Consider the following 21,852-nt stretch of genomic DNA (forward strand, 5'->3'; position numbering starts at 1 on the left):
GTCCCCTAGGGGACTCGAACCCCTGTTACCGCCGTGAAAGGGCGGTGTCCTAGGCCACTAGACGAAGGGGACGCAAACCCTTCTATACAACAGATCAACGCTGAGTGTTGATCGCTTCAAGGCCGGTGTGGCCAGACCTTGAAGTGTAAATTGGTGGAGCTAGACGGGATCGAACCGTCGACCTCTTGCATGCCATGCAAGCGCTCTCCCAGCTGAGCTATAGCCCCTCATCGCTGAGGACGGGGCGAATCTTAATGGCGCTTCGGAAAGCTGTCAAACTTATTTTTAACAATTTTCAAAATTTTTTGTCGCCATAACAATCACTTACCGCCCTCCCCCCGGAAAAACGGGGGTGGCGCCGAAGATCACGATCAAATGATCGCCACCTCCGGCAGCCCCTACGAGGTCAAACGTCCTCAGGCAATGTTGCCCAGGAGTTTTTCCCACTCCTTGTTTTCCTTCTTCGACACGCCGCCCAGCAGGTCGATGGCCTGACGCAGACGGAAACGGGTCAGGTCCGGACCAAGGATTTCCATCGCATCAAGCACCGACACCGAACTGGCCTGGCCAGTGATCGCGGCGAACATCAGCGGCATGGCGTCACGCAGCTTCAGCTCCAGGGATTCGACCACCGCCTGAATCGTTGCGGTGATGCTGTCCTTCTCCCACTGACGCAGGCTTTCCAGCTTCCACAGAATCAGCTGCATCAACTGACGAACCTGGTCGCCCGAGAGCTTCTTCGATTCGAACAGCTTGGCATCCGGGTTCACGCCACCGGCGAAGAAGAAACCGGCCAGCGGTGCAACCTGGCTGAAGGTCTCGACGCGACCCTGCACGTGCGGCGCGATCTTCATCATGTATTCCGGGTTCAGCGCCCAGGTTTGCAGGCGCGAAGCGAACTCTTCCACCGGCAAGTCACGCAGCCATTGGCCGTTGAGCCACGACAGCTTCTCGATGTCGAAAATCGGTCCGCCGAGGGACACGCGGCTCAGGTCGAAATTGTCGACCATTTCCTGCAGCGAGAATTTTTCGCGCTCGTCCGGCATCGACCAGCCCATGCGGCCGAGGTAGTTGAGCATCGCTTCCGGCATGAAGCCCATGCGCTCGTAGAACGTCACCGAGGTCGGGTTCTTGCGCTTGGACAGCTTGCTCTTGTCCGGGTTACGCAGCAGCGGCATGTAGCACAGCTCCGGTTGTTCCCAGCCGAAGTATTCATAAAGCAGGATCAGCTTCGGCGCCGATGGCAGCCACTCTTCACCGCGCAGAACGTGGGTAATGCCCATCAAGTGGTCGTCGACCACGTTGGCCAGGAAGTACGTCGGCAGGCCGTCAGTCTTCATCAACACTTGCATGTCCATGCGATCCCACGGGATCTCGACGTCGCCACGCAGCATGTCCGGTACCACGCAAACGCCTTCGCTTGGCACTTTCATGCGGATCACATGAGGCTCGCCAGCGGCCAGGCGCCGGGCGACTTCTTCTTTCGAGAGCAACAGCGCACGGCCGTCGTAACGCGGGGTTTCGCCACGGGCCATTTGTTCGGCGCGCATCTGGTCCAGCTCTTCGGCGGTGCAGAAGCACGGAAAGGCGTGGCCCATCTCGACCAACTGCTGGCAGTACTTCTGATAGATGTCGCCGCGTTCGCTTTGACGATACGGACCGTGCGGGCCGCCAACGTCCGGACCTTCGCTCCAGTCGATGCCCAACCAGCGCAAGGCGTCGAAAATCTGCTGTTCGGACTCCCGGGTCGAGCGCAACTGGTCGGTGTCTTCGATCCGCAGGATGAACTCACCGCCATGCTGCTTGGCAAAGCAGTAGTTGAACAAAGCGATGTAAGCGGTACCTACGTGGGGGTCCCCGGTAGGCGATGGCGCGATGCGCGTGCGGACGGTGGTCATGGCAAGTCTCGAAATGAAGATAAAACAAAGGGCGAATGGTAACAGGCGATACCCGCCCGGCTCCAGTCAGCAGGGCATTTAAGCCAAGGTTGCGTCTACAACGGGCCTGAGCCGCGATGAATGACGGATTATCAGCCGATGGCATTTACCCACTATCGACTGTATGCAAGATTCACCTGCTGATAACTTTCCTTACAATTTCTCGACTACAGTCTGCCCCATGCCTGCCCAACTCAAGCGACGCCTGTTTATTTTCCTGCTGATCGTCCTGCTGATTGCCGGGGGCTTCTTCGCCCAATGGTTCTTCAAGGGGCGGTTTTATGAAAGCACCGACAACGCCTATGTCCAGGGCGAGATCACCCGTGTCTCAAGCCAATTGGGCGCGCGCATCGATCAGGTGCTGGTGCAGGACAATCAGCACGTTGAGAAAGGCCAGTTGCTGATCAAGCTCGAAGGCGATGACTTCCACCTCGCCGTCGACCGCGCCAATGCCACCCTCGCTACCCGACAAGCCGAACGTTTGCAGGCGCAAAGCAAACTGACCCAGCAAGCCAGCCTGATCGCCGCCAGCGAGGCGCAAGTCGCCTCCAGCCAGGCCAGCCTTGGGCGTTCGCAGATCGACTTGTCCCGCGCGCAAACCCTGCGCAAACCCGGCTACGTCTCGGAGGAACGGGTGACCACCCTCTCCGCCGACAACCACATCGCCCGTTCGCAAGTGACCAAGGCCCAGGCCGACGCACAAAGCCAACGCCAGCAAGTCAATTCCTTGAGCGCCGAGATCAAGCGCCTCGACGCGATGATCGCCAATGCCAAAACCGACCTCGCCCAGGCCGAACTGAACCTGACCCGCAGCGAAATCCACGCGCCGATCAGCGGCCTGATCGGCCAGCGCGCGGCTCGACAAGGCCAATACGTGCAGGCCGGCGCTTATCTGCTGTCGATCGTCCCGGACCAGGACATCTGGATTCAGGCCAACTTCAAGGAAACCCAGATCGGCCACATGCAGCCCGGCCAGAAAGCCACGCTAACTTTCGACGCCTACAGCGACACACCGATAGACGCACGGGTCGACAGCCTGTTCGCCGCCTCGGGCGCACAGTTCAGCCTGTTGCCGCCGGACAATGCCACGGGCAATTTCACCAAAGTCGTACAACGGATCCCGGTAAAACTGACGTTCGCTTCGGACAATCCGCTGCACGGCAAGATTCGCCCAGGGATGTCGGTCACTGCCAAAGTGAACATCAAAGACGCCCCTGACGATGGCCGGTGATCAACTGAACCGCCCGGCCGGCGAACCGACCCGGCGGGACTGGATTGCGGTGATGAGCGTGATGCTCGGCGCCTTCATGGCCGTGCTGGATATCCAGATCACCAACTCGTCGCTCAAGGACATTCAGGGCGCGCTGTCGGCGACCCTGGAAGAAGGCTCGTGGATTTCCACGTCCTATCTGGTGGCGGAAATCATCATGATCCCGCTGACCGCGTGGCTGGTGCAGCTGCTGTCGGCGCGACGCCTGGCAGTCTGGGTTTCATTGGGATTTCTCGCCGCCTCGCTGCTTTGCTCCATGGCCTGGAGCCTGGAGAGCATGATCATCTTTCGGGCGTTACAGGGCTTCACCGGCGGCGCCCTGATTCCGCTGGCCTTCACCCTCACGCTGATCAAACTCCCGGAGCACCACCGCGCCAAAGGTATGGCCATGTTCGCCATGACCGCGACGTTCGCGCCCTCCATTGGCCCGACCCTTGGCGGCTGGCTGACCGAAAACTGGGGCTGGGAGTACATTTTCTACATCAACATACCGCCCGGCCTGATCATGATCGCCGGCCTGATGTACGGCCTGGAGAAGAAAGAGGCGCACTGGGAACTGCTCAAAAGCACCGACTACATGGGCATCCTCACGCTTGGCGTCGGCCTCGGCTGTTTGCAGGTGTTTCTGGAAGAAGGCCATCGCAAGGACTGGCTCGAGTCGAACCTGATCGTGACCCTGGGCAGCATCGCGCTGGTGAGCCTGATCACTTTTGTAATCGTGCAGTTTTCCAAGCCCAATCCGCTGATCAACCTCGGCATTCTGGGTAATCGCAACTTCGGTTTATCGAGTATTTCCAGCCTCGGGATGGGTGTCGGCTTGTACGGCTCGATCTTCCTGTTACCGCTGTACCTGGCGCAGATCCAGAACTACAACGCCCTGCAGATCGGCGAAGTGATCATGTGGATGGGCGTGCCGCAGCTGTTTCTGATTCCGCTGGTGCCGAAGCTAATGAAATACGTGTCGCCGAAATGGCTGTGCGCAATAGGCTTCGGGCTGTTCGGGTTGGCGAGCTTTTCGTCGGGGGTGCTGAACCCGGACTTTGCCGGGCCGCAGTTCAATCAGATCCAGATCATCCGGGCGCTGGGCCAGCCGCTGATCATGGTGACCATCTCGCTGATCGCCACCGCTTACATCCTGCCGCAGGACGCGGGATCGGCGTCGAGCCTGTTCAATATCCTGCGCAACCTCGGCGGCGCGATTGGCATCGCCCTCCTCGCGACCTTGCTGGACGCGCGAACCAAGACCTACTTTGATTACTTGCGTGAATCCATCGTGCCGAGCAATCCGCAGGTGGCGGAGCGAATGGCGTCGATGACGGACCGGTTCGGCAGTGAGACGGCAGCGCTGGGCAAGCTGAGCGAGATTGCGCATCAGCAGGCGTCGATCATGGCGTACAACGATGCGTTTCACTTTGTCGGGATTGCGCTGGGGATCAGCATGATTGCGGTGTTGTTGACCAAAGCGTTGCCGGTGGGGCTCAAGGCTGGCGAGGCGCACTAACCCCGATTGCGGTGGTGACCTTTCGGACGCCTTCGCGGGCGAGCCTCGCTCCTACAAGGTTTGTGGCGCGCCAGCGAGATGTGAACGGCACAAAATCAGAAGGCGCGAGGCTCGTCCGCGAAGGCGCATGCACATTCACCGCAAATCTCAGACAGTAATCAATCGATCCCGCAGCTTGCCAATCTCATCGCGCATCTGCGCCGCCGCTTCAAACTCCAGATCCCGCGCCAGCGCGTACATCTTCTCTTCCAGCGCTTTGATGCGCTTGGCGATCTCGCCCGGCGAGCGCAATTCGGCTTCGTACTTGGCGCTCTCTTCGGCGGCCTTGGCCATGCCTTTGCGCTTCTTGCTGCGCGAACCGGGGACGGTGGCGCCTTCCATGATGTCGGCCACGTCCTTGAACACACCCTTCGGCGTGATGCCATTGGCGAGGTTGAAGGCGATCTGCTTGTCGCGACGCCGTTCGGTCTCGCCGATCGCCCGCTCCATGGAGCCGGTGATGCGATCCGCATACAGAATCGCCCGGCCATTGAGGTTACGCGCGGCCCGGCCGATGGTCTGGATCAACGAACGCTCGGAACGCAGGAAACCCTCTTTGTCTGCATCGAGAATCGCCACCAGCGACACTTCCGGCATGTCCAGGCCTTCACGCAGCAGGTTGATCCCCACCAGCACATCGAACGTGCCCAGACGCAGATCGCGGATGATTTCGACCCGCTCCACGGTGTCGATGTCCGAGTGCAGGTAACGCACCCGCACGCCATGGTCGGCCAGGTAATCGGTCAAGTCTTCAGACATGCGTTTGGTCAGCGTAGTCACCAGCACCCGCTCTTCCAGCGCCACACGTTTACCGATTTCCGAGAGCAAGTCGTCGACTTGGGTCAGCGCCGGGCGGATTTCGATCTGCGGATCCACCAGCCCGGTTGGGCGAACCAGTTGCTCGACCACGCGACCGGCGTGTTCCGCTTCGTAATTGCCCGGCGTGGCCGAGACGAAAATCGTCTGCGGGCTGATGCTTTCAAATTCATCGAAACGCATCGGCCGGTTATCCAGCGCTGACGGCAAGCGGAAGCCGTATTCCACCAGCGTCTCTTTACGGGAACGGTCGCCCTTATACATGGCACCGACCTGCGGCACGCTGACGTGGGATTCGTCGATCACCAGCAAGGCGTCGGCCGGCAGGTAGTCGAAGAGAGTCGGTGGCGCCTGGCCGGATTCACGGCCCGACAGGTAGCGCGAGTAGTTTTCGATACCGTTGCAGTAACCCAGTTCGAGGATCATCTCCAGGTCGAAACGGGTGCGCTGCTCCAGGCGCTGGGCTTCCACCAGTTTGTTGTTGGTTCGCAGGTAATCCAGGCGCTCCTGCAATTCGACCTTGATCCCTTCGACGGCACCCAGCAGGGTTTCCCGTGGCGTCACGTAGTGGCTTTTCGGGTAGAAAGTGAATCGCGGCAACTTGCGGATCACTTCGCCGGTCAGCGGATCGAAAGCCGACAGGCTCTCGACTTCGTCATCGAACAGCTCGATGCGGATCGCTTCGAAGTCGGATTCCGCCGGGTGGATATCAATCACATCGCCGCGCACCCGGAAGGTCGCCCGGGCGAACTCCATGTCGTTGCGCGTGTATTGCAAGTCTGCCAGGCGACGCAGCAACGCACGCTGATCGAGCTTGTCGCCGCGATCCACGTGCAGCACCATTTTCAAATAGGTTTCCGGACTGCCCAAACCATAGATGCACGACACCGTGGTGACGATGATCGCGTCCTTGCGTTCCAGCAGCGCCTTGGTCGCGGACAGCCGCATCTGCTCGATGTGGTCGTTGATCGAGGCGTCTTTCTCGATGAAGGTGTCCGATGACGGCACATAGGCTTCTGGCTGGTAGTAGTCGTAGTAGGAAACGAAGTACTCGACGGCATTGTTCGGGAAGAACGCCTTGAACTCACCATACAACTGAGCGGCCAGGGTCTTGTTCGGCGCCAGCACCAAGGTCGGACGCTGTACCTGGGCGATCACGTTGGCGATGCTGAAGGTCTTGCCCGAGCCGGTCACACCAAGCAACGTCTGGTGCGCCAGCCCGGCTTCGATGCCCTCGACCATCAGGCGGATGGCTTCCGGCTGATCGCCGGCGGGCTCGAAGCGGGTGACTAGCTGGAATTCAGACATGTATACCTCTGATATCGCGCCAGCGCGGTCAAACCGGCAGCAACGAGAAAGACCGCAAACGACTCACGCCGCCCGAAAAAAAACAGGATTGTGCTCAATGTGGAGCCGATTGCCTGCGCTTTCAAGGCAAACGTCCTACATCCCTTGAAGTCTTTGATGCCGGCATTCGACTAACGGTCGAAAAATAATCGAAAAAACTTACCTGAAAAGCTGATTCGTCTGTCGCCATCAATCGCAGATGGCCTCTATACTAGCTCCCCGTTTGTGCACCGCTCTAGTGCATTCGGCTGGAGCGCGACACGTCCCTCCACACTCCATTCAGAGCCGCCGCAAAAATGAGCCTGTTCTCCGCTGTCGAAATGGCACCACGCGATCCAATCCTGGGCCTCAACGAAGCATTCAACGCCGATACCCGTACCAACAAGGTCAACCTGGGAGTCGGTGTTTACTGCAACGAGGAGGGGAAAATTCCACTCCTGCGCGCCGTTGTCGAAGCCGAGACGATTCGCGTCGCTCAACACGCGTCCCGTGGCTACTTGCCAATCGACGGTATCGCCGCCTACGACCAGGCGGTGCAGAAACTGCTGTTCGGCAATGACTCGCCACTGATCGCCGCTGGCCGCGTCATCACCACCCAGGCCGTTGGCGGCACGGGCGCCCTGAAAATCGGCGCCGACTTCCTCAAGCAACTGCTGCCGAACGCCGTTGTGGCGATCAGCGACCCGAGCTGGGAAAACCACCGCGCCCTGTTCGAAACCGCTGGTTTCCCGGTGCAGAACTACCGCTACTACGACGCCGCGACCCATGACGTTAATCGTACCGGTCTGCTTGAAGACCTGAACGCCTTGCCTTCCGGCTCGATCGTTGTGCTGCACGCCTGCTGCCACAACCCGACCGGCGTGGACCTGAGCCCGGCGGACTGGAAAAACGTCCTGGACGTGGTGAAAGCCAAAGGTCACGTGCCGTTCCTCGACATGGCCTACCAGGGTTTTGGCGATGGCATCGACGAAGACGCCGCTGCCGTGCGCCTGTTTGCTGAATCGGGCCTGACCTTCTTCGTCTCCAGCTCGTTCTCCAAATCCTTCTCGCTGTACGGCGAGCGCGTTGGCGCCCTGTCGATCGTCAGCGAATCGAAAGAAGAAAGCGCGCGCGTGCTGTCGCAAGTCAAACGCGTGATCCGCACCAACTACTCCAACCCGCCGACCCACGGTGCCAGCATCGTCGCCGCGGTCCTGAACAGCCCGAAACTGCGCGCCCAGTGGGAAGAAGAACTGGCCGAAATGCGCCTGCGGATTCGTGGCATGCGCACCCAGATGGTCGACCTGCTGGCGAAAAACGCGCCACAGCGTGATTTCAGCTTCGTCGGTCGTCAGCGCGGCATGTTCTCCTACTCCGGCCTGACGGTTGAGCAAGTCACCCGCCTGCGCAGCGAGTTCGGCATCTACGCCCTGGACACCGGCCGCATCTGTGTGGCGGCGTTGAATCAGAGCAACATTGATGCAGTGACCAAGGCCATCGTTGCGGTGATCTGAGTCTCGCGCAGTACGGAAAACGGGAAGCCTTGGGGCTTCCCGTTTTTTATTCGTCGCAGATAAGTGTCAAAGCGCTATCGGCGCCCTCTAAACTCCACACAACGATGCACCTGCAGGATCGCCGCACCGCTCGCTCCTGCAGGTTTTGTGTACACCTGAGAATTCTTACGAGAACCCACATGAAAAACGATGACCTACGCGCCGACCGTGACGAACTGGACCATTTTGTCCCTCGCACACCGGCCAAACGCGGTAACAACCTGGTGCTGCAAGTGGCCGCTGGCGTATTTCTCGGCGGCCTGGCCTTGTGGCTGGTGCAACTGGCCGCCACGATGCTGTACGCCAAGCTGATGCTCGCCACGGTCACCTTCGGCGGTTAAGCCAGTTCGGTCGCACGCTGACTGGCGGCATCGTCATAGGCGACGTAGAGCGATTCGGCGACCTGACTCTTGATCGCCTTGGCGCTTTCCAGACCGAGGACGAAGCCCTCAGCCTTGCCGCCCGCGCGGTTCAGATCGTCAGCGGTGCTGGCTTGGGTGATCGCGTCAAACAGCTTCTCGGCATGCGGGCCGACACCTTTGGGCAGGCTGATCTGAGCGATGCTCATGCGAACACCCCGTTGTCTTGAGGGGTGAGGATTGGGTGATTCATGGCACGTACCTTTTCGGCGAATGGCCGGCAGCGCGTGTAACCACTTCCGGGCGGCCATGGTAGACCTCTGAGGCGATTCTGGTAACCGCCCACTGCCGATAAACCACCGTCCGTCTTCATGAATCCATCAAGTTGCTAACAGATGCTTGACTTCTCTTTCTGAATCAGTAACATACGCGCCATTCCGCGATAGCTCAGTTGGTAGAGCAAGTGACTGTTAATCACTGGGTCCCTGGTTCGAGTCCAGGTCGTGGAGCCAGACAAGGTTCCAGAGAAGGCTTTCAAAATCTCTGCTCCCCCCGAAAAACCCGCCTTATGGCGGGTTTTTTCGTTCTGGCGTTCTGTTGGACTCCGGAGGGGTACCAGCCATTCTAAAGGTAGAGTTTGGGATAAAGGTCAGTTCGATAAAAGGGAGTTCCCTTATGTCGCGCACTACTGCTCCACTCTCCGACGCCGCTTGCCGTTCGGCCAAGCCCACAGACCGCGCCTATAAGCTTTTCGACGGCGACGGCCTTTACCTCTAGTCCAACCCAATGGCCGCAAAGGCTGGCGTCTCAGATACGTCAAACCTGATGGCCGGGAAGGACTGACCTCATTCGGCAACTACCCCATCGTTGGCCTCGCGGCTGCGCGCCGCAAGCGCTTGGAGGCCAAGCGAATGCTGGCGGATGGCATTGACCCTATAGGAGCCAAGAACCAAGCCAAGACGAACGCTCTGATCAAAGACCGCACCTTTGAAAGCGTTGCCCTCGGCTGGCACACGGAAATGTCAGCCAAGTGGGCACCGGACTATTCCAAGACAGTGATGAGTCGCCTCAAAACTCACCTCTTCACACTGATCGGCGCCCGCGCCATTGTCGACCTTGATACCCACGATCTTATGCAGCCCCTGGAAGCGATTAAGAAGCGCGGAACGGTGGACATTGCTTTAAGGGTACAAAACTACCTGCGGAGCATCATGCGCGAGGCAAAGCGCCTCCGGCTTATCACCGTAAACCCTGCTTACGACCTCGTAGGCTCGATCAAAGCCTCGCGGGTCGTCCACCGTCCCGCTTTATCCTTATCGCGCCTGCCTGAATTGCAGGAACGGATCGCCACCTATAAAGGCCGCGCACTTACCCGGCTAACGGTCTTGCTGTCGCTGCACGTGTTTGTACGCTCCAGCGAGCTGCGCTTCGCGCGCTGGAGCGAGTTCGACCTCAAGCGCGGCGCCTGGGAAATACCCGACACGCGACCAGCGTTGGAAGGTGTACCCTTTTCCACAAGGGGTACGAAGATGGCAAGCGATACCAAATCTTGGAAACCAATGTCCGAAAACACGGTGAACAGCGCGCTTCGGAAGATGGGGTACGACACCAAATCCGAGATCTGTGGGCATGGGTTTCGTTCGATGGCCTGCAGCGCACCGATCGAGTCAGGTTTGTGGACGGACACAGCCATCGAGCGGCAGATGAGCCACAAGGAACGCGGTAATCTCTGAAGGTGGGACAGCAGAAACAACTATTGCGCTGAGTTCACTGCACGCCAGGTAAAAATCGCTACGGTCTGGCGAGCCCACAATCCGGCCATGCCTCAAACAACACCGCCTGCAATGACAGGCTCGAGATAGCCCGTCAAACACAGTTCTTCCCTGGAGCCAGTTGGCCGGAGCCACAAAGGGCGCAGCGGGATCAAACTGCTAAGTAATCTGGGCCAACGAGCTCATATCGATTTTCCTTTTTGAGACGATCCAGACACGCAGGTATCAAGCAACATGAGTGTTCGCTGCAAGCTCATGCGCGGGCTCAGGCTTGATCTTGAACCAGAGGGCGTACATCGCTGGCAGGAACACCAGGGTCAGCACGGTGCCAGCAAACGTACCGCCAATCAGGGTGTAGGCCAGCGTTCCCCAGAACACCGAATGGGTCAGCGGAATGAACGCCAGCATCGCCGCCAACGCCGTGAGAATCACTGGCCGTGCACGCTGCACAGTGGCTTCGACCACTGCGTCATAAGGCGACAGTCCGGCTTGCTTATTGGAGTGAATCTGGCCAATGAGGATCAGCGTGTTGCGCATCAGAATCCCTGACAAGGCAATCAATCCCACCAAGGCGTTGATCCCGAACGGCTGCTGGAACAGCAGCAGAATTGGCACCACACCAATCAGGCCCAAAGGCGCGGTGGCGAACACCATCATCATTGCCGACATCGAGCGCACCTGAATGATGATGGTCAGCAACATCAGCGCGATCATGATCGGGAACAACGGCAGCAATGCCTTGTTTGCTTTACCCGACTCCTCGATCGCGCCGGCAAACTCAATGCGGTAGCCCGCCGGCAGCTTTTCGATGATAGGTTGCAACTGCGTTATCAAGGCGTTGGAGACATCGGGGGGCTGAAGACCTTCAGCCACGTCACCGCGCACGGTTATTGTCGGCGTACGATCACGACGTCGCAGGATGGGCTCTTCCATGCGCACATCCACCGCCCCTACCTGGGACAGCGAAACGCGCTGGCCTTGGACGCCGTTCAGCGTGAAGGCGGCAATTTTCGATGGATCCAGACGCGTCTCACCAGCGGAGCGAGCGACCACCTGAACCGAACGAATGTCCTCACGCACCTCGGTGACAGGCACCCCCGTGAGCAGAAATTGCAGCTGTTGCGCGACATCGGTCGAGGTCAAGCCGAATGCTTGCAGGCGATCCTGATCCAGCGTGAGATGAAGTGCCGGCACGCGCTCGCCCAAGTCGGTGTTGACGGTTCTCATCATGGGGCTGGCGGTCATGACCTCACGCACCTGCGCGGCGATATCCCGCAACACTGCGGGGTCGGCGCCCATCACCCGAAAGGCCACCGGATACGGTGAGTAAGGACCAAATACCAACTGCGTCACCCGCACGCGGGCTTCAGGCGCCAAACCATCGGCCGTGGCTTGCCTGAGCCGAATCTTGAGCGCCTCACGCTCTTGCTGATTCGCCGTCAGGACGACGATTTTCGCGAAGGATGGATCGGGTAGCTCAGGGGCCATCGCCAAATAGAAGCGTGGCGCGCCCTGGCCAATGTAAGCGGTGACGATCTTGGCTTCCGGCTGCTGAGCCAACCACGCCTCGACCTTGGCCGCCGCCACATCAGTCTGTTCGATAGAGGTGCCGTAAGGCATCTGCACCTCAACCAGCACCTCAGGTCGGTCGGATGTTGGAAAGAACTGCTTCTTGACCACGCCCATGCCCAGAATCGCAACTACAAACAAGCCCACGACGGATGTCGCCACCAGGCCTTTGCGGCGGATCACACTGCCCAGCAGGCGCCTGAAACGCTGGTAGTTCGGTGTACCGTAAATCGCCGTATGCCCGCCTTCAGGCACCTTGATCTGCGGCAGCAGTTTGACGCCCAGGTAAGGGGTAAACACCACGGCCACCACCCAGGAAGTGATCAGCGCAATGCCAACGATCCAGAACATGTTCGCGGTGTACTCACCAGCGGTCGACTTGGCAAAACCGTTGGGCATAAAGCCGATCGCCGTCACCAACGTCCCCGACAACATCGGCGCGGCCGTGTGGCTCCAGGCATAAGCGGAGGCCTTGATTCGGTCGTAGCCCTCTTCCATCTTCACCACCATCATTTCAATGGCAATGATTGCATCGTCCACCAGCAGCCCCAGCGCCAGAATCAACGAGCCCAGGGTAATTCGATCGAAGTCTTTGCCCGTGGCCGCCATGACAATGAACACGGCCGCCAGAGTCAGCGGCACCGCTGCGGCAACCACAACGCCGACACGCCAGCCCATGCTGAGAAAACACACCAGCAGCACCACGCCCAAGGCAGCAAAAAACTTCACCATGAACTCGTTGACGGATGCGCCAATATTCACCGCCTGATCCGTGACCTTGGTCAGGCTCATGCCCAAAGGCATCTGCTCATTGATCGCTGTTGCTTCAGCATCCAGCGACTTCCCCAAATCCAGGCCGTTCCAGCCATCGCGCATGACCACGCCGAGCAACAGTGCCGGCTCGCCGTTGTTGCGTACAAGGAATGTCGCGGGGTCCTCATAACCGCGCTTGACCTCAGCCACATCGGACAACTTGAGGGTTCTGCCCTGCACTGTCAGCGGGGTATCGCGAATCTTCTGCAGGTCATCAAACGCGCCATCCAGGCGGATGAAAACCTGTGGACCCTTCGCTTCTACCGAACCTGCCGGGGTTATCATGTTTTGCGTGTTCAGCGCACTGAAGATGTCTCGTGCAGAAATGCCCAGTGTCGCCAGACGCTCGTAGGACAGCTCGACAAAAACGCGCTCGGCCTGTTCACCGATGATGTTGACCTTCTTCACCCCCGCTACATGCAGCAAACGCTGGCGCAAGCTCTCGGCTTCGCGCACCAATAGACGTTGCGGCTCGCCCTTGGCCTTGAGCGCATAGAGCGCGAAGGTGACATCGGAATACTCATCGTTGACCATCGGGCCGATCACCCCAGACGGCAACCCCTTCTGCTCATCCAGAATTTTCTTGCGCGCCTGGTAAAACTCCTCCTGGACCGCTGAGGGCGGCGTGCTGTCGAGCAGGTACACCGTAGTGAATGCCAAACCGGGCCGGGTAAAGGTCTCGGTCCGATCGTACCAACGCAGCTCCTGCATGCGTTTTTCCAGCTTTTCTACCACCTGGTCTTGCATCTCCTGGGCCGTCGCCCCAGGCCAGGCAGTGACCACCGTCATTTGTTTAATGGTGAATGCGGGATCTTCCGCACGCCCCAGTTTGAAGAAGGCGTACAACCCACCCACAGAAATCAGCAGGATCAAAAACAGCGTGATTGAGCGCTCGCGTACGGCCAGCGCCGAAAGATTGAAGCCGCTCATCGACTTACCTCAACCACTGAATTTTGCGGAGCATCGGCGAGTTCAGTCCTGACCTTCTCTCCCTCGCTCAGCAAGTGAGCACCCAATGCGACAACACGATCACCCACCTGCAGATCACCCGTCACGCGCACGCTGGCCTCATTATTCAGGCCACGAACCTTGATCGGGCGCCATGCCACCTGCTCAGGTTCCCCGCCCACCACCCAGACCCCCGGGCCTTTACCGGCGTCGTAGAGGGCCCCCATGGGCACCTGTAATTCCTTGGCATCAGCAACATCCGTGTCAGCGATAACCACTGAGATCGTCGAACCCAGGGTGGCGTTGGAGAGCGCCCCCTCCAGCACATAACGCGCTTCAAACGTTCGGGTCTGTCGGTCGGCAGAGTCGGACAACTGGCGTAAACGCGCATTACCTGCAGTCTGGTGCTGGCCGTACAGCTCAACCCTCGCCGCCGAGCCCAGAGCAGGACGTAACGTCTCGGGCAACTGGATCACCGCCTCGCGCTGCCCTGAATGGGCAACGCGTACCACCACCTGCCCTGCGCCAACTACCTGCCCCGGCTCCGCCAAGGTATCCACTACCACCCCGTCAGCATCCGCCAGCAACGTCGAATAACCGGTCGCGTTTTTCGCCACATCAGCCTGGGCCTGGGCAGCGTTGAGTTGGGCTTTCGCCGAGTCGGCAGCTGCTTTGAACCCTGCATAAGCTGAAGCAGATACCGCTCCGACGGACACCAGATCACGGTAACGAAGCTCGTCATCGGAGGCCTGCCGAGCTCGGGCCATGGCGGCCAGTACCGCTTCCTTCTGTGCCCGCGCGGTCAGCGTCAGGTCGTTGGCATCGATTCGCATAAGGGGCTGCCCGCGCTTGACACTCTGTCCAGCATCCACCAAACGCTCCAAGACCTTCCCTGGCACCCGAAAACCGAGGTCGCTCTGAACTCGGGCCGCGACGATACCGGTGAATACCCGTGCCGCAGGCGCGGAGGGTTGAACCACGCCGATGCGCACCAAGGGCGTTTGAAGGCGAGGATCGGCAGGCGTGGCCTCGTTGCAGGCCGCTAGGGCAAACGGCAACAAGACAATGAAAATGGCTGACATGCGGTGGCGCTGGATCATAAAGACCTCTCGGTAGCGGATGCATCATGCTTATTCAAGTGACCATTTCTGTCAATAGTCACTACCGAGACGAATGAACATCGCCCACTTGATCAGAGCAGAGCAAAGAGGCTCGATATCTAGTTTTTTCAGGCGCACACGCTGATACGGATGCGCAGCGCATCCGTCAGCAGAGGTTTAAGGCATCAGGCTGCGCAGAACAAGATTGGAGATGAGAGAAGGGGCTTCTTCAACAAAATCGAGGTTGTACTGCAATAGCAGAGGATTCATGAAAGGCCGCAGAGCGAGATGAATCGACTCTACCGTCTCGTCCAGCGGAGTCTTGCGTTCAAACTCGCCGAGCTCTCGCCCCTCACGCACGATTTGCAACACGAAGCTCTTAATCTGAGCGTCATAGACTTGTGAGCTGGGCCATCGCTCCGACGCGGAGAACGCTGCGATGTCGTAGAGTTTACGGTCGTTAAAGAACAGGCTCACACCTGTAGCGATTAAGGTTTTGACCAGGCGCCGAAAACGTTCAGTCGGGGAGATGCCGTCTACATTGATGGCTTGCTCCACTGCCGCAACGATTTCAGTCAGGCAATTTGTACAGATTGCTTCACCAATCGCCTGCTTGGATTCAAAGAATTTGTAGATGTAAGCCTTGGAAAAGCCGATGGCCTTGGCTAGGTCAGAAACCGTTGTTTTGCCATAACCGTATTGACTGAAATGTTCGTTGGCCGCCGCAACAATCTGGTCTCGAATGTCGTGATCGGCTGGGCCACGGGCGCTGGGCGAAGAAACTGATGGCTGATTCATGCGAGCAGCTTACTCATCCCAAAGGTGGTTGACAACTTGTGACCAAATTGTAATATCGTCACAAATCGACCCTTTCGCAGGCATCGCATGCACCCTCCTCCTCGTTTCGCCGTCTTACTGTGTTTGGGTATGGTTGCAGGTTGCTCAGTGGGCCCCGACTACTCAGAACCCCGCGTGGAATTGCCCGAGCATTTCTCGGCGCAAACGTCCAAGGCACGGCAAGTGGACGCTGCAAATGCCGATCTCGCCGCTTGGTGGAATGCATTTAATGACCCGATACTCAGTCAACTGATAAATCGAGCACTTGAACAGAACCTCGATTTAGCCCAGGCAAACGCAAGGATCGAGCAGGCTCGCGCCGGTTTGGGCGCAGCTAACGCGGCCCTCCTGCCGTCGGCTACCGTCAATGGTCAGGCGGCCCGAGCCCGTCAGTCTTTGGAGACGCCGTTGGGCCAAGTGCTGAATTCAGCCCCTTCCTATAATCGCTACGGCAGCGCCTATGAGGCGAACTTGAATGCCGGCTGGGAGCTGGATGTGTTTGGCGGGCTGCGCCGAGGTAAAGAAGCGGCTTTCGCCGATTATCAGGCCTCGCAAGCCGGAGCAATTGCCACACGCCTGGCAGTGGTCGCGCAAACAGCCGACCTTTACATCAGCATCCGTGGCCTGCAAGCACGTCTGGAAATTGCCCGGCAGCAAGTAGACACACGACAACAACTGCTCACCACCATCGAACATCTCTACGCAAAAGGCCTGGCGGCTGAACTGCAGTTGAACCAGACCCAGGGCGCGCTGAACCAAGCGCAGGCCACCGTGCCGGTACTGCAAGCAGGCATTGACACGGCAATGAATGCGCTGGATGTCATGTTGGGCAAGGCGCCCGGCACTTACAGTGCGCAGTTGACTAAGCTGGCGCCCATCCCTGAGGTGCCAGGCCTCTCGGACATGGGCGCTCCAGCCGACCTGCTGCGTCGGCGTCCAGACTTGATCGTCGCGGAGCGCCGTCTTGCGGCATCCAGCGCGCGCATCGGCGAAGCCATGTCCGAGTACTACCCCAAACTGTCTGTGGCTGCGCTGCTCGGCAGTGCTACGTCGGTATCCAGCGCAAACCTGTTCAGCAACGGCGCCAGTCAAGCTTCGGCGGCACTGGGATTACGCTGGCGGCTGTTCGATTTTGGCCGCATCAACGCCCAGATTGATTTGGCAAAGGGCCAGGAAGCCGAAGCCTTGGCCGCTTACCGCCAGTCCGTTCTGCGGGCCTGCGAAGATGTGGAAAGCGCTGTTTCGGCACGGATCAAACGCGAGCAACAATCGACCCAGCTCGCCCAAGGCGAGTCGGCGTATGCGAAAGCCAGAGCGACATCGTTTGCCGCCTATGAAAAAGGCGTGGTCAGCTTGATCGAAGTACTGGATGCCGATGAACATCTCCTGGCGGCATCTGATGGCAGAGCCCAGGCACAAACTGAATCGGCTCGCGCTGCAGTGGCCACGTTCAAAGCCTTGGGTGGCGGTTGGCAGCGAGATGACTCAGATGCTCGCGTTGTCTCAAAAAGAGCGGAAACTCGAATGTTTTTTCCTGATCCAGGGATATCGAAAGAACTCCAATAAAATACGGGCTGGATTAGGATAATCGTAGGGATATATATACTAAAAAGCAGAATAATTTCATTGTAGAACAAATGCTTATTTTTCTGTTCGAGTCCAGGTCGTGCTAGACAGCAATATCGAAAAGCCCCTGAATCGAAAGGTTCAGGGGCTTTTTTGTGGCCGCTGGAAAAGCAAAAGGCCGATCTGTCTATTCAACAGATCGGCCTGTTTAGCAGGTGCCGCCGTCAGACATGCTCACTGCTTTTAGCATGAGACGCTCGATGCTCGCTCGATTCATGGGCCGCTTCCACCACCGGAATCTCGTTCCCGTCGCAGTCACGCAGTTTACCTTCGCTGAAGTAATCCCCTTCACGCAACGCCGCCAGATCCTGATATCGAAGAACCCGCTCGGTACCGGCCGCGAACACCGATTGCTGATCCGAGTTACCGGCAGTGAGGTGGTTGAAGGCCAGGTTGAGCACGATGGCCATGATCGCCGAGGAGCTGATGCCCGAGTGGAAGATGGTCGCGAACCAACTTGGGAAGTGGTCGTAGAAATTCGGCGCGGCGATCGGGATCATGCCGAAGCCGATGGAGGTGGCGACGATGATCAGGTTGACGTTGTTGCGGTAATCAACCTTGGACAACGTGCGAATGCCACTGGCCGCCACGGTGCCGAACAGCACGATGCCAGCGCCACCCAGTACCGAGGTCGGTACTGCGGCGATGACCCGGCCCATGAACGGCAGCAGACCGAGTATCACCAGGAACAAGCCGCCGGTGGCGACCACGAAACGACTCTTGATGCCGGTCACGGCCACCAGCCCGACGTTCTGGGCGAAGGCGCTTTGGGTGAAGGAACCGAAGATCGGCGCGATCATGCTCGACAGCATGTCGGCGCGCAGGCCGTTGCCCAGGCGTTTGGAGTCGACCTTGGTGTCGATGATTTCACCGACAGCAAGGATGTCCGCCGAGGTTTCCACCAGGGTCACCATGACCACGATGCACATCGACAGGATCGCGGCAAAATGGAAGGTTGGCATGCCGAAGTGGAACGGGGTCGGGAAGCCGAACATCGGGCCTTGAGTGACCGACGAAAAGTCCGCCATGCCAAGGAACACCGCGAGGATCGTGCCGATGACCATCGCCAGCAGGATCGACAAACGGGAGATGGTCGCGCTGCCAATCTTGCTCAGCAGCAGCACCAACACCAGCGTCACCGCCGCCAGACCGATGTTGGCCATGCTGCCGAAGTCCGGGGCATGGCTATTGCCGCCCATGGCCCAGCGTGCAGCCACCGGCATTAGCGTCAAGCCGATGGTGGTGATCACGATGCCCGTCACCAGCGGCGGGAAGAACTTGGTGATTCGCGAGAACACCGGCGTGATCAGTAATCCGATCAACGACGCGGCAATTACCGCCCCGAGAATTGACTGAAAGCCGCCCTCCCCGCCGCTGCTGACAATCGCCACCATCGTCGCGACACCGGAGAAGGACACGCCCTGTACCAGCGGCAACTGACACCCGAAAAACGGTAAACCGAGGGTCTGCAGCAATGTCGCCAAGCCCCCCGCAAACAATGAAGCAGCAATCAACAAACCGATGTCCGCCGGCGAAAGCCCGGCCGCCTGGCCGATGATCAAAGGCACCGCGACGATGCCGCCGTACATGGTCAGAACATGTTGCAGGCCGTAAGCCATATTCGCGCCGACCCCGAGGTTTTCGTCCTCAGGCCGTTGGTGTGAAACATGGGGCGTTTTCATGGTTGGGGGGTTCCCTGGTTTTTTGTTATGCGCACACTGTATGCAAGAGTCAGGACAAATGTCTATAGAGTTGTATACAACTCCCCAGTCAGATAATGGACACATGTCCATGTCGCCCTTTAGCTGCGCGCCTTTCCCCTCCAAAAATCTTGAAATACATCCTTCATCTGCCTGCTCCCCTGCCCGCTAGTCTTTTGCATTCCAAGCGACCTCCGGCACGGACGCCCCTCGCTTATACATATAAAGTATGCATAATGAAGTCATTCGAAATTCAGTATCACAAGGCAAAAAACGCAGCCAACAAATTAAAGCATCGCGGCATCAGCCTCGCCGAAACAGAACCGGTGTTTTACGACGAACGAGCACTGACGATTCGGGACAACCATCACGATGAACAACGGTGGATCGTCATGGGCATGGATGCCAAAGCTCGCTTGCTGGTCGTTGCGTACACCTATCGCGATCCGAATTTCGTACGAATCATTTCCGCGCGCCTCGCCAGCAAAAACGAGCGCCGTCGTTATTTGGAGAATTGAACGATGAAAGACGAATACGACTTCAGCAACGCCAAGCGTGGAGCAGTTGCCTCCAGCAAAGGCAAAACCCGAATTACCATCATGCTCGATGATGTCGTCATCGAAGCAGCACGCGCCATGGCGGAGAGCGAGGGGTATGGCTACCAAACAGTGATCAACAACACGCTGCGCCAGGCGCTGCTCAACACCAAGGAAAAAACCACCGCGCACGATCAGTACGCGACGGTGGCGAATGGCGGGCATTTTAGAGAAGGCGTTACTGCATCTGAACTGAAGAGCCTGGAGAAAAAACTCTCAGAGGTCTTGAGCGAGATCCATCGTGTGATTGAGCCTTGAGGGTGTGCCGTTTCAAGACCCAAGGGGGGAACGGAGCCTGCCCCACGCAAAGAAAAAGGGCAGATGTTTTGAATCTGCCCTCTCGGGACGATGGCTATGTCACCTGAATCAACCGCCCAAGCACCTGCCGCAACCCCGCATGCTCCGGCACGCGAATCCCGAACTCCCCCTCCAGCAACCCGATCAACTCCTCCACATCTGCAACCTGCCGCCGTTCGCTCTCGGCGCCCACCCGATGAATCGCAAAACTGCCGTTGTTCAACGTGCGCCTCCAGCCATCCCCGGTGCGCGCGACCAACAGTTGCTTGGTAAACGACGATTCCGGATGGGTCGAGACGTACCAGTTACCGAGGACGTAGTCGATGTCTTCCTGGCGTTGCAGATCGAAAATGTACATCGGCCGCCACTCGCCGCCGACGTTGGCGCGAAGGGTGTAGCCGTCTGCATGGCGCTCGATGCGATACGGATCGTGGGGCGTGAGTTGTGCCGCATCGTTGTCTAGCAGGAGCGGTGCGGTCGGCACCATGCCGCCGAAGCCGACGTCGGTGATGTAGCGCACGCCGTCCAGCGTGACCAGGCTCAAGCGGTGCGTGCGGGCAGTCCAGGCGCCTTCGGGCTGACCCATGACGACTCGGCCGGTAATGCCGCATGCGTCAAAACCCAACTCCTGAAGCAAGGCTAGAAACGCGTAGTTGAGCTCGTAGCAGTAACCGCCGCGCCCCTCATGCAGGATTTTCCGCTCGATGGATGGCAGGTCGATGCGTACCGGCTCGCCGGACAGCGTGGTGAGGTTTTCAAACGGGAAGGCCCCGGTGTGGCGCAACTGGAGTTGGCGCAAGGTGTCCAGGGTCGGCGCCGGGGGCGCGTCGAAACCCAGGTGCTGCAGGTATGCCGCACGGTTCGTCAGGCGTGGTTCGCTCATTGCTCGGTCCTTATGCAGGGGCCGCGGATCTCTCCGCCGATGGGCGCCATGTATAAGGGAAAAAGCGGTTCGACTGACAATTGATTTAGCCAATCGCCCCCCCCTCTGAACATCAACGCTGTTTGCGCGAACTCAAGCGAATCCACGTCGGCGCATGGTCGCTGGCGTGCGGTTCGTTGCGCACCCAGGCATCGACCCCGGCCTCGTGCAGATAGGGGCTCAGCGCCGGGTTAAGTAGCAAGTGATCGATGCGCAACCCCGAGTTCTTCTGCCAGTGCTGGCGGAAATAATCCCAGAAGGTGTAGAGCCGATCCTCCGGGTACAGATGACGCAGGGAATCGGTCCAGCCCTGATCCAGCAAACGCTGGTAACACTCGCGACTTTCCGGTTGCAGCAACGCGTCCTTGAGCCACGAGCGCGGGTTGTAGATGTCCAGGTCGGTGGGCACCACGTTGTAGTCACCGGCCAGCACCACCGGATGCTCGCTGCTTTGCAGGTCCTTGGCATAGGCGATCAGCCGTTCGAACCACGCCAGTTTGTAGTCGAACTTCGGCCCGGGTTGCGGATTGCCGTTGGGCAAATACAGGCAGCCCACCAGAATTCCGTGCACCGCAGCTTCCAGGTAGCGACTGTGCGTGTCGGTGTCATCTCCCGGCAGACCGCGCCGACTCTCCAAAGGCTGCGCATCACGGGCCAGAATCGCCACCCCGTTCCACGACGACTGGCCTTGCCAGATAGCGCCGTAGCCAATGGCCTCAAGCTCGGCGGCCGGGAATGCGCTGTCGACCGACTTGAGCTCCTGCAAACAGGCAATGTCCGGTTTTTCTCGCTCAAGCCAGGCCAGCAAATTCGGCAGCCGGGCACGCATGCCGTTGACGTTGAAAGTGGCGATTTTCAGGTTTTTCATAGG

The 21,852-nt window shown here is 58.8% G+C and carries 16 protein-coding genes, 3 tRNA genes and 1 pseudogene; 9 read left to right on the top strand and 11 right to left on the bottom strand.

Going from position 1 to position 21,852, the window contains the following annotated elements:
- The 3 genes from FHL16_RS30760 to gltX all read right to left on the bottom strand — a co-directional run bounded on the left by FHL16_RS30760 (nt 1) and on the right by gltX (nt 1,898).
- Nucleotides 1–72 (bottom strand) — tRNA-Glu (locus FHL16_RS30760).
- 79 nt (nt 73–151) lie between these two features.
- A tRNA-Ala gene (locus tag FHL16_RS30765) sits at nt 152–227 on the bottom strand.
- A 189-nt stretch (nt 228–416) separates the two neighbouring features.
- Nucleotides 417–1,898, bottom strand: coding sequence for a glutamate--tRNA ligase (gltX, locus tag FHL16_RS30770; RefSeq protein ID WP_008037650.1), 1,482 nt, complete (start codon nt 1,896–1,898; stop codon nt 417–419).
- Between the two features lie 220 nt (nt 1,899–2,118).
- Between gltX and FHL16_RS30775 the strand changes: the two genes are divergently transcribed.
- Both FHL16_RS30775 and FHL16_RS30780 read left to right on the top strand, forming a co-directional pair.
- Nucleotides 2,119–3,168, top strand: a complete 1,050-nt coding sequence (locus FHL16_RS30775; protein WP_077750244.1) for an HlyD family secretion protein — start codon at nt 2,119–2,121, stop codon at nt 3,166–3,168.
- A 49-nt stretch (nt 3,169–3,217) separates the two neighbouring features.
- Nucleotides 3,218–4,708, top strand: coding sequence for an MDR family MFS transporter (locus tag FHL16_RS30780; protein ID WP_172962157.1), 1,491 nt, complete (start codon nt 3,218–3,220; stop codon nt 4,706–4,708).
- A gap of 147 nt (nt 4,709–4,855) precedes the next feature.
- Here FHL16_RS30780 and uvrB read toward each other — a convergent pair whose 3' ends face one another.
- Nucleotides 4,856–6,871: an excinuclease ABC subunit UvrB gene (uvrB, locus tag FHL16_RS30785; RefSeq protein ID WP_010456056.1), complete on the bottom strand. Its 2,016-nt coding sequence runs from the start codon at nt 6,869–6,871 to the stop codon at nt 4,856–4,858.
- Nucleotides 6,872–7,206: 335 nt separating this feature from the next.
- On the opposite strand from uvrB, the gene FHL16_RS30790 reads away from it, so the two are divergent.
- Together FHL16_RS30790 and FHL16_RS30795 are read left to right on the top strand one after the other, a co-directional pair.
- Nucleotides 7,207–8,403, top strand: coding sequence for an amino acid aminotransferase (locus FHL16_RS30790; RefSeq protein ID WP_010456058.1), 1,197 nt, complete (start codon nt 7,207–7,209; stop codon nt 8,401–8,403).
- A 179-nt stretch (nt 8,404–8,582) separates the two neighbouring features.
- Nucleotides 8,583–8,783 (top strand): hypothetical protein, encoded by a 201-nt coding sequence (locus tag FHL16_RS30795; protein WP_010456060.1) that lies wholly within the window; start codon nt 8,583–8,585, stop codon nt 8,781–8,783.
- Here FHL16_RS30795 and FHL16_RS30800 read toward each other — a convergent pair.
- The gene (locus FHL16_RS30800) at nt 8,780–9,010 is read right to left on the bottom strand and encodes a hypothetical protein (RefSeq protein WP_010456061.1); all 231 of its coding nucleotides are present in this window, start codon (nt 9,008–9,010) and stop codon (nt 8,780–8,782) included. The genes FHL16_RS30795 and FHL16_RS30800 overlap by 4 nt on opposite strands.
- Nucleotides 9,011–9,237: 227 nt before the next feature.
- Between FHL16_RS30800 and FHL16_RS30805 the strand changes: the two genes are divergently transcribed.
- Both FHL16_RS30805 and FHL16_RS30810 read left to right on the top strand, forming a co-directional pair.
- Nucleotides 9,238–9,313 (top strand) — tRNA-Asn (locus FHL16_RS30805).
- 163 nt (nt 9,314–9,476) lie between these two features.
- Nucleotides 9,477–10,531 (top strand): annotated as a pseudogene (locus FHL16_RS30810) (tyrosine-type recombinase/integrase); the annotation flags it as partial.
- Between the two features lie 267 nt (nt 10,532–10,798).
- Here FHL16_RS30810 and FHL16_RS30815 read toward each other — a convergent pair.
- The 3 genes from FHL16_RS30815 to FHL16_RS30825 all read right to left on the bottom strand — a co-directional run bounded on the left by FHL16_RS30815 (nt 10,799) and on the right by FHL16_RS30825 (nt 15,801).
- Nucleotides 10,799–13,885: an efflux RND transporter permease subunit gene (locus tag FHL16_RS30815; RefSeq protein WP_077750246.1), complete on the bottom strand. Its 3,087-nt coding sequence runs from the start codon at nt 13,883–13,885 to the stop codon at nt 10,799–10,801.
- Nucleotides 13,882–15,003, bottom strand: a complete 1,122-nt coding sequence (locus tag FHL16_RS30820; protein WP_077750247.1) for an efflux RND transporter periplasmic adaptor subunit — start codon at nt 15,001–15,003, stop codon at nt 13,882–13,884. Before FHL16_RS30820 ends, FHL16_RS30815 begins: the two co-directional genes overlap by 4 nt.
- 177 nt (nt 15,004–15,180) lie before the next feature.
- Complete coding sequence (locus FHL16_RS30825) at nt 15,181–15,801, bottom strand: TetR/AcrR family transcriptional regulator (RefSeq protein ID WP_010456071.1); 621 nt, start codon at nt 15,799–15,801, stop codon at nt 15,181–15,183.
- A gap of 87 nt (nt 15,802–15,888) precedes the next feature.
- Between FHL16_RS30825 and FHL16_RS30830 the strand changes: the two genes are divergently transcribed.
- Nucleotides 15,889–17,406, top strand: coding sequence for an efflux transporter outer membrane subunit (locus FHL16_RS30830; RefSeq protein ID WP_077750248.1), 1,518 nt, complete (start codon nt 15,889–15,891; stop codon nt 17,404–17,406).
- 224 nt (nt 17,407–17,630) lie between these two features.
- On the opposite strand, the gene FHL16_RS30835 is transcribed toward FHL16_RS30830, so the two are convergent.
- Nucleotides 17,631–19,148: a nucleobase:cation symporter-2 family protein gene (locus FHL16_RS30835; protein WP_077750249.1), complete on the bottom strand. Its 1,518-nt coding sequence runs from the start codon at nt 19,146–19,148 to the stop codon at nt 17,631–17,633.
- Between the two features lie 254 nt (nt 19,149–19,402).
- On the opposite strand from FHL16_RS30835, the gene FHL16_RS30840 reads away from it, so the two are divergent.
- Both FHL16_RS30840 and FHL16_RS30845 read left to right on the top strand, forming a co-directional pair.
- Complete coding sequence (locus tag FHL16_RS30840) at nt 19,403–19,684, top strand: BrnT family toxin (RefSeq protein WP_010456077.1); 282 nt, start codon at nt 19,403–19,405, stop codon at nt 19,682–19,684.
- Nucleotides 19,685–19,687: 3 nt separating this feature from the next.
- On the top strand, nt 19,688–20,020 hold the full coding sequence (locus FHL16_RS30845) for a BrnA antitoxin family protein (protein WP_010456079.1): 333 nt from the start codon (nt 19,688–19,690) through the stop codon (nt 20,018–20,020).
- Nucleotides 20,021–20,114: 94 nt separating this feature from the next.
- Here the strand turns inward: FHL16_RS30845 and FHL16_RS30850 are convergent, their stop codons facing one another.
- Both FHL16_RS30850 and FHL16_RS30855 read right to left on the bottom strand, forming a co-directional pair.
- Nucleotides 20,115–20,942: an arylamine N-acetyltransferase family protein gene (locus FHL16_RS30850; protein ID WP_010456081.1), complete on the bottom strand. Its 828-nt coding sequence runs from the start codon at nt 20,940–20,942 to the stop codon at nt 20,115–20,117.
- Nucleotides 20,943–21,054: 112 nt separating this feature from the next.
- Nucleotides 21,055–21,849, bottom strand: coding sequence for an exodeoxyribonuclease III (locus FHL16_RS30855; RefSeq protein ID WP_010456084.1), 795 nt, complete (start codon nt 21,847–21,849; stop codon nt 21,055–21,057).
- Nucleotides 21,850–21,852: the final 3 nt, after the last annotated feature.

The organism is Pseudomonas sp. FSL W5-0299 (assembly GCF_005930655.1).
Taxonomy (GTDB): Bacteria; Pseudomonadota; Gammaproteobacteria; order Pseudomonadales; family Pseudomonadaceae; genus Aquipseudomonas; species Aquipseudomonas mandelii.